Raw genomic sequence first — 12,800 nt, 5'->3', positions numbered from 1 at the left:
AGAGTGCGAAAGGCGACGATCGGGGACGCGGCCATCGAGGTCATCGCGGCCGAGGGGATGCGGGGGCTGACGCATCGCGCGGTCGACCGAGTCGCCGGGCTGCCGCCGGGGTCGACCTCGTATTACGCGCGGACGCGGGCGGCGCTGCTGGAACTGGCGATCTCGCGGATGGTCGAACTCGACGAGGTCACCCTCGACCCGCCGCCAGGGCAGCTGGCCGAGTACGTGGCGGGGTTCGCGCACGCGGCGATCACCGGCGGGCGGACGCGGATGCTCGCGCGGTACGAGTTCGCGCTGGAGGCGACGCGGCGGCCGGAGCTGCGGGAGGCCTACGACCGGGGCGGGCTGGTGATCCGGCGGCGGTGCGCGGAGGTGCTCACGGCGTGCGGATCGGCGGAGCCGGAGCGGCACGCGCGGGTGCTCGTCGCTTGGCTGGAGGGGACGGTGTTCGACGCGCTGGCGGGGACCGGCTCGCTGCGGCCGCCTGGGTTGGAGGAGCTGACGCGGGGGGCGCGGGAGGTTTTGGCGGGGCTCGGGGTGGCGGGGTAGCAAGGGACCTTTGCTACCACTTGAGGCGCTGACCTGCGGAAAGGGAGCAGGGGACCTTTGCTACCAGGTGGAGGCGCCGGTCCTGGAGCGACGCGCGGCCGGCCCGGGTGGTAGCAAAGGTCCCTTGCTCCCCGTCAGGCGTCGCGCCGCCGCAGCACGGTGGAACCGGCGACAAGCCCAGCCGCGGCCCAAGCCGCACAGAGCGCGACGCCGACCCAAGGCGCGTAGGGCGCGACGCCGCCGAAGATCGGGTTCCGCTCCCCGGGAGTGACCATCGCGTTGACACCCGCGAAGCCGGGGAAGTAGTTCACGAGGTCTTCCCAGCCGAGCGAACCGGCGAACATCGGGATCATCACCAGCAGCACGAACACCGACACGATCGTTCCCGCCGTCGAACGCAGCGCCGTCCCCAGGCCGAGACAGAGCAGCCCCAGTAGCGCGAAGTAGGCCCCCATGCCCGCCGCGGTCGCGAGGACCTCGCCGACCGAGGAGTCGGGCGCGGGGATCAGAGGCGCCGAGACCGCCACGCCGGCGAGCGTGTTCAGCACGCCGTAGCCGAACAGCACCGGCAGCAGGACGGCCGACTTCGCCGCGAGGACCCGGTTCCGGACCGGGACCCACTGCAGGGTCGAGCGGATGCTGCCGCTGGCGTATTCGCTCGTGATGAACAACGTCGCCAGCGCGACCACGGCGAACTGCGTGAGATAGAACGCCGCTCCGGTCACCACGGCGTGCGGGGCCATCGGACGGTCGCTGCCGTCCTGGAGCGCGAAACCGAGAGCCGCCGAGTAGGCGAGCATCAGGAAGACGCCGCTGATCAGGCACCACCAGGTCGACCGGACCGACCAGAACTTGGTCCATTCCGAAGAGATCGCGTTCATCGTGCGCTCCACTGCTTGAAGAAACCGGTCAGCTCGGTACGGAAGAACTCCAGCGCCTTCCGCGAGTCGATCGAGCCGTACTGGTTTTCGATCTCGGTCGGCGGGAGCTTCGGGCGCAGCCCCAGCTGGTCGATCAGGATCGCCGCGTCGGTCACCGACGAATGGCCGCTGTTCTCGACCAGGTCCTGCTTTTTCGGGCCGGTGAGCCGCGGCCACGTCTCGTCCCAGGACGCGCGGAAGTACTTCTCGCCGGTCGGGCTGGTCAGCAGCAGGAACGGCCGGTCGAGCGAGACGCCGCCGTAGAACGGGCCGTCGACGTTCACACCCGCCTTGATCCGCCGGTCGGCGACCATCGCGGCGGCGGTCGCCGAACCTCCGGCGGAGTGACCGGCCATCCCGATCTTCGCCGCGTCGATCGACCAGCGCCGGTCCTTCAGTAGCGTGTCGACGACGAACGTCGTGTCCACGGCGCGGTTCGCGATCGCGGCGGGCCACGGCTCGCCGGGGAGTCCACAAGCGACACACTGGCGCAGGCCGTCGGGGAACTCCGTCGCCCAGGCCTCGTAGGCATGATCGATCCCGGCGACCACGAAGCCTTGCGCGGCAAGGTGTTCGGCCACCGAGGTCAGGGTGATCCGGTTGTTGCCCGCGCCCGGTGAAAGAACCACCAGCGGACGTCGTCCCGGCAACGAGGGTGCGTTCTCCCGCGAGTGGACCCGTACCTTGCTCAGCGCGTCCGGCGGCAGGTCGAGCTTCCGCCCGGCGACCGCGGCCGCCGACTCCGCCTCGGTCATGTACCGCGGCGCGCGCCCGAACGGCACGGCTGGATACCAGACGTTGACCATCAGTTCCCGGCGCTTTTCGGGCACCCAGGGATCAGCTCTCCGCTGATCGGTGAGATGCAGCGTGCGCAGTCCGATCGGGAACGGGCCGTCCGGCGCGGGCAGCGACAACGCCGGTGCCGCCGACGCGACCGCCGGCACCCCCAGCAGGCCGGCGATCACCGCCACCAGGACCATGAGTGACTTCATGCCGCGACTCCCGTTCCGTATTCGACCGACGACGCGGTCAGTTCCATGTACGCCTGTTCGAGCGAGGCGGTCCGTTCGGTCAGCCCGTGCACGCGGATCCCCAGTTCGTGCACCGCGTCGCCGACGAGATGAACGGGAAGGTCGTGCACGAGCAGTTCGTCCTGATCGGCTTCCGTGATCGCGCCGAGGGCGCGAAGACGCTGGTCGAGGACGCGCAGGTCGGCGGGAGCGGGCACCCGCACCACGACCGACGTCCGCGAATTGCCCGTGATGAACTCGTCGACCGGCGCGTCGGCGAGGAGCCTTCCCTTGCCGATGACGACCAGCCGGTCGGCGGTCAGCTGCATCTCGCTCATCAGATGGCTCGATACGAACACCGTGCGGCCCTCTTCCGCGAGCGAACGCATCAGGTGCCGCACCCAGCGGACGCCGTCGGGGTCGAGACCGTTCACCGGCTCGTCGAACATCAGCACACCGGGATCACCCAGTAGTGCGCCGGCGATCCCGAGCCGCTGCCCCATGCCGAGGGAAAACGTCCCGGCGCGTTTCCCCGCGACGTCCGTGAGGCCCACGGTCGCGAGCACTTCGTCCACCCGGCTCGCCGGGATCCCGTTGCTGCGCGCCATCGCCAGCAGGTGCTTGGCCGCGCTCCGGCCGGGATGCAGTGCCTTGGCCTCCAGCAGCGCGCCGACCTCGCGCAGTGGGAAGCGCAGTTCCTCGTACCTCTTGCCGTCGATGCGGACTTCGCCCGCGCTCGGCGCGTCGAGGCCGAGCGTCATCCGCATGGTCGTCGACTTGCCCGCGCCGTTGGGACCGAGGAAGCCGGTCACCTTGCCCGGCTCGACGGCGAAGGTCAGCCCGTCGACCACCGTCTTCTCGCCATAGCGCTTCGTGAGTCCTCGAAGCGTGATCATCCGCGTCCTCCTTCGTGTCCCTGAATCCTCCGATGCGGGGACACCCGCGGACAGTGACCCGAAGTCATCGGCCACCCCTTACTTTCGGCAGGTGCCGCTCGGCACGAGTCGCCGCGGAAAGGCAGAATCGGCGCCATGACCACCCGCGAACAACGGCGCGTGAATCCGCTCGACCTGGTGATGCTCGTCCTCGCCGTGTTCTCCGTCGGGCTGCTCGCCTACGTGACGTTCTTCCCGCATTCGGAGGAGACGGCGCACCGCGTCTTCGTCATCGACACGACGGTGTGCGGGATCTTCGCGCTGGAATTCCTCTGGCGGTGGCGGCGCAACGGCTGGGAGAAGCGGTTCCCGCTGCGGAATTGGTACGAAATCCTCGGCATGATCCCCATCGCGCATCCGGCACTGCGCGGTTTCCGGCTGTTGCGGATCATCGTGGTCCTGGTCCGGCTCGCCCGGACGGCGGACCGCGCGTTCGGGGAGCGGTTCACGCAGCGGCTGGTCGAAAGGCTTTCGCGGCCGATCGTGCTGGCGATCAAGAAGCCGATCACGATCGCGGTGCTCGACGAGGTCGTGAAGGTACTGGAAACCGGGAACTATCCGCAGAACCTCGCACGCTCACTCGGCGAGAACCAGACGTTGCTGCGTGGGATCATCGCGGAGAAACTCAAGAACGATCCGCAGGCCGGGCGGCTTTCGAAGCTGCCGTTCCACGACGAGGTGGTGCGTTCGGTGATCGACACCGCGATGCGCGTGATCCTCGAAGTGCTGACCGATCCGCGGATCGACGAGTTCTTCGCGCATGTGGTGCGGGAGAACCGGGAGCAGATCCGCAGCGCCGTGCAGCTGGGGCTGAACGAACGTGAGGACGACGAGGAGCTGGCGGCGCGGTTGCCGACCAGACCTCAGCATCAGTTGATGGACTGACCTCGTGACGTGCGCCGGGTGGGCGCGGCGGTCAGCGGGTCCTCCGGCCACGGATGTTTCGGGTAGCGCCCGCGCAGATCGGCCCGCACGGCCGCGTAACCGTTGCGCCAGAACGATTCCAGATCGGCGGTGACCGCGGCGGGCCGTCCGGCGGGGGAGAGCAGGTGGAGCACGACGGGGACACCCGCCAGCTCCGGCGTCGCGAGCCAGCCGAAGGTCTCCTGCAGTTTGACCGCCAGCACCGGCTGCTCGCCCGAGTAGTCGACCCGGATCCGCGAACCCGACGGCACCTCCAGCCGGTCCGGCGCCAGTTCGTCCAAACGCGACGCCTCGGGCCAGGGCAGTAGCCCCCGCAGCGCGGCGCCCGCGTCCAGCGAGGCCAGATCCGAGCGGCGGCGTGCCGAGCCGAGATCGAGCCAGCTGTCCAAAGTAGACAGCAAGTCGGCGTCGGCGACAGAGGGCCAAGGTGCGCCCAGCACCCGGTGCAGGAAGGACAGGCGTTCGCGCAGTCGCTTGCCGTCTTCCGACCAGCGCAGCAGGCCGAGCCCTTCGGTGCGCAATCCGTCCAGCAGTGCGGAGCGGATCGCGTCCGGCGCGGGCGAGCGCAGCGGCTTCTCCGAGAGCACGATCGCGCCGAGCCGTCGCACCGACCGCGCCGCGACGTCGCCCGATGACCAGCCCACTTCGTCCACTGTGGACACCAGATTCGGCGCGGCACGCACGGCGAGCTCTTCGTCCGCGGGTGCCGCCAGGCGGATGATGCCCTGTGCGCGGCCGGGATCCCGGGTCGCTTCGGCCACCGCCAGCCATTCGACGTCGGCCAGCCCGCTGCCACGCGGGAGTTCGGCCGCCGTTCCGCCGGCCATCAAGTACACCGGCGTCCCCACGGCACGACGCCGCGCGAGCCGCTCGGGGTGCGCGAGCGCCACCACCAGCGCCGGATCGGAGGCGTTGCCGCCGTCGGGCACCAGCTTGGAAAGCCGTCGCACGTCGCGTTTCCAACGCTCGTCGCCGCGTACTCGGCGCAGCTCGGCTTCGAGGTCGGTCAGCGTGCCGCCGCTGTCCAGCAGCGCGACCACTTCGGCGGCCGAACGCGCGTTGGTGCGCGCCGCGCCGTCCAGCAACGCCCTCGCCAGCCGCGGATGCAGGCCCAGCCCGGCCATCTTCCGCCCGCGCTCGGTGACCGTGCCGTCCTCCGTGGTGGCCCCGAGGGTGGTCAGCAACGCGCGTCCGGCGGCCAGCGCGCCTTCGCCGGGAGGGTCCCACCAGGCGAGGCCGGAACCGTCCGGAGTGGACCAGCAGGCGAGTTCGAGGGCGAACCGCGCCAGTTCCGCCGTCCGGATCTCGGGTTCGGGATAGGCGGGCAGCGACCCCTGCTCGTGCGCGGCCCAGCACCGGTACGCGCGGCCCGGCGCCTCACGCCCGGCGCGACCGGCTCGCTGTTCGGCGACCGCGGCCGAAACGCGGACCGTCGCCAGCCCGGGCAGGCCGCGCCGGTGATCGACCCGGGGAACGCGGGAAAGCCCGCAGTCCACCACCGCCCGCACCCCCGGCACGGTCAGGCTGGACTCGGCGACCGACGTCGAGAGCACCACCCTGCGCCGGTCGCGCGGGCGCAGCACGTCGTCCTGGCTCGCCGCCGAAAGCCGTCCGTGCAAGGGCAGCACGTCGGCGTCGAGGCTGTGGAGAAGTCCGCTCACCCTGGCGATTTCACCGGCGCCGGGCAGGAAGGCGAGTACGTCACCGTCCCCTTCGGACAGTGCTTTGTGGATCACGCGGGCCACGGTCGCCTCGATCCGTTCGCCGCGCGCGGGCGGGGAGTACGAGACCTCGACCGGATAGGTCCTCGCGTGCGCGGCGATCACCGGCGCGTCGCCGAGCAGGGCCGCCAGCCGCCCGGAGGCCACCGTGGCGGACGTCGCGAGCAGCCGCAGGTCGTCCCGCAGCCCGGCGCGCACGTCCAGCAGCAGTGCGAGCAGCAGATCCGCGTCGAGATGGCGTTCGTGGCATTCGTCGAGCAGGACGGTCGACACCCCGGCCAGCTCCGGGTCGCCCTGCACCCGCCGCACCAGCAACCCTGAGGTGACCACCTCGATCCGCGTCGACGACGACACCTTCCGATCGCCGCGGACCGAGTAACCGACCGTCTCCCCGACGCGTTCTCCGAGCAGGGACGCCATCCGCGCGGCCGCGGCCCGGGCGGCGAGCCGCCTCGGTTCGGCGACGATCACCCGGCCTTCGCCGTTGTCCAGCGCGAGCGGCACCAAAGTGGTCTTGCCGGTGCCAGGGGGCGCGACGAGGACGGCGGTCCCGTGGGCGTCGAGTGCGGCTTCGAGTTCGGGCAGGACGGCGCGAACCGGCAGATCGGGAAGGGTCACTTCTCGGTGACCTGCGGCGGAGGCGGGATCCGGTAGCCGGACGGGCCGATGTTGCGGTTCAGCGATTCGAGCCATTCGCCGGACGAGATCATCTTCTGGATCGCCTTGGCCACCGCCGCCCTGCCCTCGGTGTCCTCCTTGCGCAGGCCGACGCCGTACTTCTCCTTCGAGAACGGCTTCCCGACGACTCTCAGCAGCTCCGGGTTCTGCGCCACGTAGCCGGCGAGGATGACGTCGTCGGTGGTCACCGCGTCCACCTGTCCGGCGAGCAGCGCGGTGACGCAGTCCTGGTAGCGCGGGTACTCGACGAGCTGCACGGCCTGGGCGAACTTGTCGCGCACCTGCTCGGCGGAGGTGGTGCCGCCCACGGCGCACAGCTTGCGGCCGTTGAGGTTCTCGGGACCGGTGATGTCGGTCGACCGGAGGCGGACGAGGAGATCCTGGCCGGTGTCGAAATAGGGCCCGGCGAATCCGACCACCTGTTTGCGCTTTTCGGTGATGGAGTAGGTCGCCACCATCAGATCCGTGATGCCCGAGGTGATGTCCGTCTCGCGGGACGACGGCCTGCTGTCGTGCCAGGTGATGTGATCCTCGTCGACGCCCAGTTCGCTCGCGACGTACTTCGCCACGTCGACGTCGAAGCCGACGTACCGGCCGTCGACCGTCCGTTTGGAAAGCCCCGGCTGGTCGAAGCGGATGCCGATGGTGAGCTTGTTGGACGCGACGGCGCGCGCGACGAGTGAATCCGACGGACCGGCCTCTTCGCCGCAGGCCGCCGCTGTGACCAGCGTCAAGCAGGCCACCAGCAGGGCGCGTCCCCTCATCGGGTGCCTCCGTCCGCCGCCTCACATTGTTCTCAGGGTCGGCGGTTAGCCTAGGCCCGTGCGTAGACCGCCCCAAGTCGTACTCGACGCCGTGGGCACACTCGCCCGGCTCGGACTGGCCGCCGTCTGGTTGATTTCCGGAGCGCTGAAGATCAGCGATCCGGGGCAGACCTACATCGCGGTCCAGGCCTTCGATGTCCTGCCGGACGGGCTCGTCCGCCCGGTCGCGATCGGTATGCCGCTCGTCGAACTGGCGCTCGGCCTGTTCCTGCTCGCCGGGTTCGTGACCCGGTGGGTGTCGGTGCTGTCGGTGCTGCTGCTCGCGGTGCTCATCGCCGCCATCGCCCAATCCTGGGCGCGCGGGCTGAGCATCGACTGCGGCTGCTTCGGCGGTGGCGGCCAGATCGCCGCGGATCAGACGCAGTATCCGCAGGAGATCGCCAGGGACCTCGGATTCGCGCTCCTGGGTGTGTGGCTGATCGTGCGGCCGCGGACCTGGCTGTCGGTGGACGGCTGGCTCGGGAACTCCGGGGCCCCCGCCGACGACGACTATGTGGGTATCGCTGAAGGGAACGAATAATCGTGGGTGGAGCTGAGCGCAACGCTCGGAAACGCAAGCAGCAGCAGACGGCGGCGCGCTCGGTGGCACAGGCCAGGGGCGTCGCGGGCGGCGACAAGAAGAAGGTCGTCGCGATCACCGTCGCGGTGGTCGTCCTCGCCGCGCTGGTGATCGGCGGCGTGATCTGGACGACGTCCAGCAAGGACAGCACCGAGGGCAAGGTGATCGGGGCACAGCCGACCGCTTCGGCGCCCGGCGTGGTCGAGAAGCGCGACGGGGCCGCCGTGGTCGTCGGCAAGCCCGAGGCGAAGAAGACCATCGACATCTACGCCGACTTCCTCTGCCCGGTCTGCAAACAGTTCGAAGAGTCGTTCAAGGGGCAGATCGAGGAGCAGGTGAACAACGGGACCCTGCAGGTCCGGTACCACATGCTGCCGATGCTGAACCAGCGTTCCGACCCGCCGGGCTACTCGCTGGACTCCGCCAACGCCTCGCTCGCCGCGGCCGACGCGGGCAAGTTCCTCGCCTTCCACGACGCGCTGTTCAAGGACCAGCCGGAGGAAGGTGGCCGCGGGTTCGACAAGGCGCAGCTGATCAAGCTGGGCCAGGACGTCGGCATCACGGACCCGGCCTTCGCGCTCAAGGTCAACAGCGGCGCGTACGACCAGGAGATCCAGGACGCGTACAAGAAGATCTCGACGGACCCGTCGCTGCAGCAGGACTTCGGCAACGGCCCGGGTTTCGGCACGCCGACCGTCACCTCGAACGGGCAGGTCGTGAAGCTCGCGCCGGACTGGGTGACGAAGGTCGTCAGCTAGTTTTCCCGTGAAGGCCCCCTTCCCTCGGCTCAGCCGAGGGAAGGGGGCCTTCACGCTGTTCGGGGTCGGTGGGGGCGGCCGGGTGGTAGCAAAGGTCCCTTGCTCCCCGCGCCGTGGTGACCGTGTGGATCTCTGGTCATCCAACGCGCCAAAAATCCACACGGTCAGTCAACACCGCTACGCGCCGTGCAGGGTGTGTGGAAATAGGGACACTCAACGTCCCTATTTCCACACACTTCCGCCCGCCGGGGACGTGGTAGCAAAGGTCCCTTGCTCCCTTTTCGCAGGTCAGGGGCGTGGAGCGACGGAGGTGAAGGCCTGTACGCGGGCTGTCTCGGCGGAGCGCGGCCAGACGAGGCCCCACTCGACGTCGGGTGAGCCGGCGAAGGGCACGAAGCGGATCCGCGGATGGCTGAAGTACTCCCGCGCGTGTGCGGCGAGCGGGCAGATGCCGGCTCCGGTGGCGATCGCGGCGAGTAGTTCCTGAAAGGTCGCGAAGGGCGTTCCACGGCTTACGGGGTGCCCTGCCGGCGTCAGCCACTGTCGCGGTTCCTCGATCCAGTACGGCTCCGGCGGATGCGCCGCGCGAAGGACGGTGTCGCGGGCGAGGTCGTCCAGGGTCACTGACTCACGTCGCGCGAAAGGGTGTTTCGACGACACCGCGAGCACCATCGGTTCGGTGTACACGGCCGGTCCGGTCGTGAGATCGGGTTCGTCGACCGGAAGCAGTGTCACCAGCACGTCGATCTCACCCGAGCGCAGCATCGCGAACGGGTCGGCGAAGTCGGCCTCGCGGATCAGCAGTTCGGTGTCCGGGTAGCGCTGCCGGAAACGGTCCAGCAGGTCTCCGGTCAGGTCGGCGACGCCCGGTGCTTCGAAGCCCAGCCGCAGCACACCGCCGATCCCGCGGCCGGCCGCGATCGCGCGGTCGATGCCTTCGTGCAGCGCGCGGTAGGCGGGGCCGAGGTCGTCCCGCAGCCGCTCGCCGATCGGCGTGAGCCGGACCCGCCTGCTCGTGCGGGCGAACAGCGGTACGCCGATCCGGCGCTCCACCTGCTTGATCGTCTGGCTCACCCTCGCCTGCGAGACGTGCAGGCGTTCCGCGGTGCGGCCGAAATGCAGTTCGTCGGCCAGCGCCAGGAAGATCTCGATATCCCGCAGTTCCATAATCTCCAGGTTATCGATAGGCGCCGGTGCCGGTCAGTGGGAACCGTCTTTTTCGCAGGTCTGGCGCTTTGTCAAATGTTAATTCAAGATGTGAACTTACACGCTTCCGGCATGGGTGGTGGGTATGACGAAATTCGCGGTCCGGCTCGCTCTGCTGTTCGTTTCGTGTCTCGCACTGGCGTTGGCGCCGGTGACGGCGCAGGCGGCACCCGCGTTCAAGGTGCTCGCTTTCTACAACGGCACCTACGACGCGGCGCACATCAGCTTCGTCAAGGAAGCCAATCAGTGGTTCCCGAAAACCGCTTCACAGAACGACTTCAGCTACACGGCGACCAACGACTGGAACCGGCTGAGCTCGTTGCAGCCCTCGCAGTACCAGGTCGTGCTGTTCCTGGACGACCTGCCGCAGACCTCCGCGCAGCGCTCGGGCTTCGAGCGCTACATGAACGCGGGCGGCGCGTTCTTCGGCTTCCACGTGGCCGCTTTCAACACCAATCCGTCCACATGGGACTGGTACCACAACAGGTTCCTCGGCACGGGCGCGTTCAAGTCCAACACCTGGGGCCCGACGACGGCGACACTGAAGGTGGAGAACCGGCCGCATCCCTCGACCACGCGGCTGCCCGCGACGTTCACCTCGTCGGTGAGCGAGTGGTACGCCTGGAACCGCGACCTCCGCGGGAACCCGGACATCAGGATCCTCGCGTCGGTGGATCCGGTGAGTTTCCCGCTCGGCACCGACCCGAACCAGTCCTGGTACAGCGGGTACTACCCGATCCTCTGGACCAACGCGAAGTACAAGATGCTCTACGCGAACTTCGGGCACAACAAGATGAACTACGAGACGAACCAGCCGCTTTCGTCGAGTTTCGCCAGTGAGGTGCAGAACCGCTTCGTCGTCGACGGGCTGCTGTGGCTCGGCGGGAGGCAAGCCGTGCGAGGGTGAGCCGGGCCGCGAGTGGTAGCAAAGGTCCCTTGCTCTCCCGTGGTGCCGTGAAGGCCTCCTTGCCTACCCTGAAGGTAGTGAAGGAGGCCTTCACGGACGACGGGCGCGGTGTGCCCCGGGCCAGGTGGTAGCAAAGGTCCCTTGCTACTCCTCGATGGCGCCCCCGACCGCCCGCAGGTGCTGCCGAAACGTCAGCGAAGGCGACTTCGCCCGCTCCGCGAGGAAGTCGGCGAAGCGGACCTGCTCGCGAAGCGACTCTCCGGCGCGGATCCGGTCGGCCTGGCGGCGCTCGGTGTCGCGGATGCCCTCGGCGCGGTCCAGGACCTCGTCCGCCCGGGCGGACGGGATGAACAGGACGCCGTCCTCGTCGCCGAACACGAGGTCTTCCCGCGTCACCGTCCACTCCCCGACGACGGCCGATTCGAGCGCGCCGTCCGGGCGGGCGGAGACCGAAAGCGGACCGGTGGGGATCGAGCCGAGACTGAACACCGGCAGTCCGATCTTCTTGATGTCGGTGGTGTCGCGGTGCAGTCCCCAGATCACCACGCCGCTCAGCCCGGCCGCCTCCGCTTCAAGGACCGCGAGGTCCCCGACGCAGCTCTCGTCGAGCCTGCCGCCGTTGTCGACGACGAGGACGTCGCCGGGGTTCGCGATTTCGTACGCCTCCAGGAAGACGTCGACGCTGCCGACGTGCCGGACGGGGGTGACCCGCCCGGCCACGCGGGCGCCGGGCACGACCGAGTGCGTGCCCGCGGGCGCGCACCGGACCTGAACGCCGGCGCGGACGCAGCCGTCGGTCAGGTGTGCGGTGGTCAGCAGGGAGAACCGCTGCCGAAGCTCTTCGGGATCCATACCCCGACTTTAGCCACGGCGCCACACCACGAGCTTGTCGTAGTAGTCGTCGTCCTGCAGCGTCCCCATGACTTCACCGTTGTCGCCCACGATGGCGCCGCAAGCGCTGGACGGCGCGGGAAGCGTCTCGACCGGGCCGCCCGGCGTCCACGCCGCGGGAATCGTGTCGGTCCCCATGGTTCGCAAACAGCCCGTGAGGAGTCCCGACCCGTTCAGCGCGGTCACCGTCATGGTCTCCGGCACCGGGATGGACGTGTCATGGGCCGTCCAAAGCCGTTGGCCCCCTTGGAGGTCGGCCAGCACCTTGCCGTCCCGGATCGCGATGGCGCGTGCCTCACGGACGCCCTCGGGAAGGACGAGTTGCCGTGCCACGCCGTCCTTCCAGAGCCAGGCGCCGCCGCCCTGCTCCTGCATCAGGATCGTGCCGTCGTGATCGATGTCCACCGGCCCGAGCAGCGGCGCGGAGTCCAGCAACACCGGGTGCGCGCGGTCGTCGGCCGGCCAGAACGCCGCCCACGAGCCGTATCGCGGATCGTTGAACACTTCGCCGACGATGTCGCCGCGGTTGTTCATCCCGGTGACGACCGTCTGGGCGTACCCCGGGACCGTCTCCAGGAGCTGGAACCCGCCGTTCTGGTACACGAACGAGCGGTCGGTCCTCGTCGAGATCGAGTACCCGTTCGCGAGGATGGCCCTCGACGTGTTCTCGTCCACGGCTTCGACCGTGTCGTAGCCCGCCGGGAAACCGTGGTTCCGCACCATCCAGCCCGACCAGGTGAGCAGTCCCCGGTTGGAGTGTCCCGCGTAGCTCCCGGCCCCGTCGGTGGCCACCACACGGATGGCGTCTCCACCTGGCGGGCGTAGGTAGCTCATCGTCCAGCCGCTCGCCGACGCGGTGCCCGCCGACAGCAGACCGGCGGCGACGGTGGCCGCCAAGACCATGCTCGTCCGTTTCAT

At 69.2% G+C, this 12,800-nt stretch carries 13 protein-coding genes; 5 read left to right on the top strand and 8 right to left on the bottom strand.

Annotation, left to right across the window (positions count from 1 at the left end):
• The first annotated feature begins 3 nt into the window (after window positions 1-3).
• Window positions 4-549 carry a TetR/AcrR family transcriptional regulator gene (locus AVR91_RS29060; RefSeq protein ID WP_063275724.1) on the top strand — a complete coding sequence of 182 codons (546 nt, stop codon included), beginning with the start codon at window positions 4-6 and terminating at the stop codon, window positions 547-549.
• 134 nt (window positions 550-683) lie between these two features.
• Here the strand turns inward: AVR91_RS29060 and AVR91_RS29055 are convergent, their stop codons facing one another.
• Genes AVR91_RS29055 through AVR91_RS29045 form a run of 3 tightly spaced genes read right to left on the bottom strand, consistent with a single transcriptional unit; the run spans window position 684 to window position 3,375 of the window.
• Window positions 684-1,430, bottom strand: a complete 747-nt coding sequence (locus tag AVR91_RS29055; protein WP_063275723.1) for an ABC transporter permease — start codon at window positions 1,428-1,430, stop codon at window positions 684-686.
• Window positions 1,427-2,461 carry an alpha/beta hydrolase family protein gene (locus AVR91_RS29050; RefSeq protein WP_063275722.1) on the bottom strand — a complete coding sequence of 345 codons (1,035 nt, stop codon included), beginning with the start codon at window positions 2,459-2,461 and terminating at the stop codon, window positions 1,427-1,429. The genes AVR91_RS29055 and AVR91_RS29050 overlap by 4 nt, the downstream gene beginning before the upstream one ends.
• The gene (locus tag AVR91_RS29045) at window positions 2,458-3,375 is read right to left on the bottom strand and encodes an ABC transporter ATP-binding protein (RefSeq protein WP_063275721.1); all 918 of its coding nucleotides are present in this window, start codon (window positions 3,373-3,375) and stop codon (window positions 2,458-2,460) included. The genes AVR91_RS29050 and AVR91_RS29045 overlap by 4 nt, the downstream gene beginning before the upstream one ends.
• Window positions 3,376-3,510: 135 nt before the next feature.
• Between AVR91_RS29045 and AVR91_RS29040 the strand changes: the two genes are divergently transcribed.
• Window positions 3,511-4,299 (top strand): ion transporter, encoded by a 789-nt coding sequence (locus AVR91_RS29040; RefSeq protein WP_063275720.1) that lies wholly within the window; start codon window positions 3,511-3,513, stop codon window positions 4,297-4,299.
• Here AVR91_RS29040 and hrpB read toward each other — a convergent pair.
• Window positions 4,284-6,677: an ATP-dependent helicase HrpB gene (hrpB, locus tag AVR91_RS29035; RefSeq protein WP_063275719.1), complete on the bottom strand. Its 2,394-nt coding sequence runs from the start codon at window positions 6,675-6,677 to the stop codon at window positions 4,284-4,286. The genes AVR91_RS29040 and hrpB overlap by 16 nt on opposite strands.
• Window positions 6,674-7,501, bottom strand: a complete 828-nt coding sequence (locus AVR91_RS29030; RefSeq protein ID WP_063275718.1) for a glutamate ABC transporter substrate-binding protein — start codon at window positions 7,499-7,501, stop codon at window positions 6,674-6,676. Before AVR91_RS29030 ends, hrpB begins: the two co-directional genes overlap by 4 nt.
• Window positions 7,502-7,592: 91 nt before the next feature.
• Here AVR91_RS29030 and AVR91_RS29025 point away from each other — a divergent pair, with 91 nt between their 5' ends.
• Window positions 7,593-8,081, top strand: coding sequence for a MauE/DoxX family redox-associated membrane protein (locus tag AVR91_RS29025; protein ID WP_016331672.1), 489 nt, complete (start codon window positions 7,593-7,595; stop codon window positions 8,079-8,081).
• Between the two features lie 2 nt (window positions 8,082-8,083).
• Window positions 8,084-8,878 carry a DsbA family protein gene (locus tag AVR91_RS29020; RefSeq protein ID WP_063275717.1) on the top strand — a complete coding sequence of 265 codons (795 nt, stop codon included), beginning with the start codon at window positions 8,084-8,086 and terminating at the stop codon, window positions 8,876-8,878.
• A gap of 288 nt (window positions 8,879-9,166) precedes the next feature.
• On the opposite strand, the gene AVR91_RS29015 is transcribed toward AVR91_RS29020, so the two are convergent.
• Window positions 9,167-10,045: a LysR family transcriptional regulator gene (locus tag AVR91_RS29015; protein ID WP_063275716.1), complete on the bottom strand. Its 879-nt coding sequence runs from the start codon at window positions 10,043-10,045 to the stop codon at window positions 9,167-9,169.
• Window positions 10,046-10,169: 124 nt separating this feature from the next.
• On the opposite strand from AVR91_RS29015, the gene AVR91_RS29010 reads away from it, so the two are divergent.
• Window positions 10,170-10,991, top strand: a complete 822-nt coding sequence (locus AVR91_RS29010) for a ThuA domain-containing protein (RefSeq protein ID WP_063275715.1) — start codon at window positions 10,170-10,172, stop codon at window positions 10,989-10,991.
• A gap of 144 nt (window positions 10,992-11,135) precedes the next feature.
• On the opposite strand, the gene AVR91_RS29005 is transcribed toward AVR91_RS29010, so the two are convergent.
• Together AVR91_RS29005 and AVR91_RS29000 are read right to left on the bottom strand one after the other, a co-directional pair.
• A complete protein-coding gene (locus AVR91_RS29005) occupies window positions 11,136-11,843 on the bottom strand; it encodes an RraA family protein (protein WP_063275714.1) in 708 nt (235 codons plus the stop codon).
• A 9-nt stretch (window positions 11,844-11,852) separates the two neighbouring features.
• Window positions 11,853-12,800 carry a hypothetical protein gene (locus AVR91_RS29000; RefSeq protein ID WP_228709383.1) on the bottom strand — a complete coding sequence of 316 codons (948 nt, stop codon included), beginning with the start codon at window positions 12,798-12,800 and terminating at the stop codon, window positions 11,853-11,855.

The sequence above is a fragment of the Amycolatopsis keratiniphila subsp. keratiniphila genome (genome assembly GCF_001620365.2).
Lineage (GTDB): Bacteria > Actinomycetota > Actinomycetes > Mycobacteriales > Pseudonocardiaceae > Amycolatopsis > Amycolatopsis keratiniphila.
Note: the sequence above shows the minus strand (reverse complement) of the source record. Positions and strands in the feature narration are given on the sequence as shown.

Excerpts from the sequence above, each read along its gene's own strand:
- AVR91_RS29055 (WP_063275723.1), bottom strand. The coding sequence starts at position 1,430 with ATGAACGCGATCTCTTCGGAATGGACCAAGTTCTGGTCGGTCCGGTCG.
- AVR91_RS29050 (WP_063275722.1), bottom strand. The coding sequence starts at position 2,461 with ATGAAGTCACTCATGGTCCTGGTGGCGGTGATCGCCGGCCTGCTGGGG.
- AVR91_RS29045 (WP_063275721.1), bottom strand. The coding sequence starts at position 3,375 with ATGATCACGCTTCGAGGACTCACGAAGCGCTATGGCGAGAAGACGGTG.
- AVR91_RS29040 (WP_063275720.1), top strand. The coding sequence starts at position 3,511 with ATGACCACCCGCGAACAACGGCGCGTGAATCCGCTCGACCTGGTGATG.
- AVR91_RS29030 (WP_063275718.1), bottom strand. The coding sequence starts at position 7,501 with ATGAGGGGACGCGCCCTGCTGGTGGCCTGCTTGACGCTGGTCACAGCG.
- AVR91_RS29015 (WP_063275716.1), bottom strand. The coding sequence starts at position 10,045 with ATGGAACTGCGGGATATCGAGATCTTCCTGGCGCTGGCCGACGAACTG.
- AVR91_RS29010 (WP_063275715.1), top strand. The coding sequence starts at position 10,170 with ATGACGAAATTCGCGGTCCGGCTCGCTCTGCTGTTCGTTTCGTGTCTC.
- AVR91_RS29005 (WP_063275714.1), bottom strand. The coding sequence starts at position 11,843 with ATGGATCCCGAAGAGCTTCGGCAGCGGTTCTCCCTGCTGACCACCGCA.
- AVR91_RS29000 (WP_228709383.1), bottom strand. The coding sequence starts at position 12,800 with ATGAAACGGACGAGCATGGTCTTGGCGGCCACCGTCGCCGCCGGTCTG.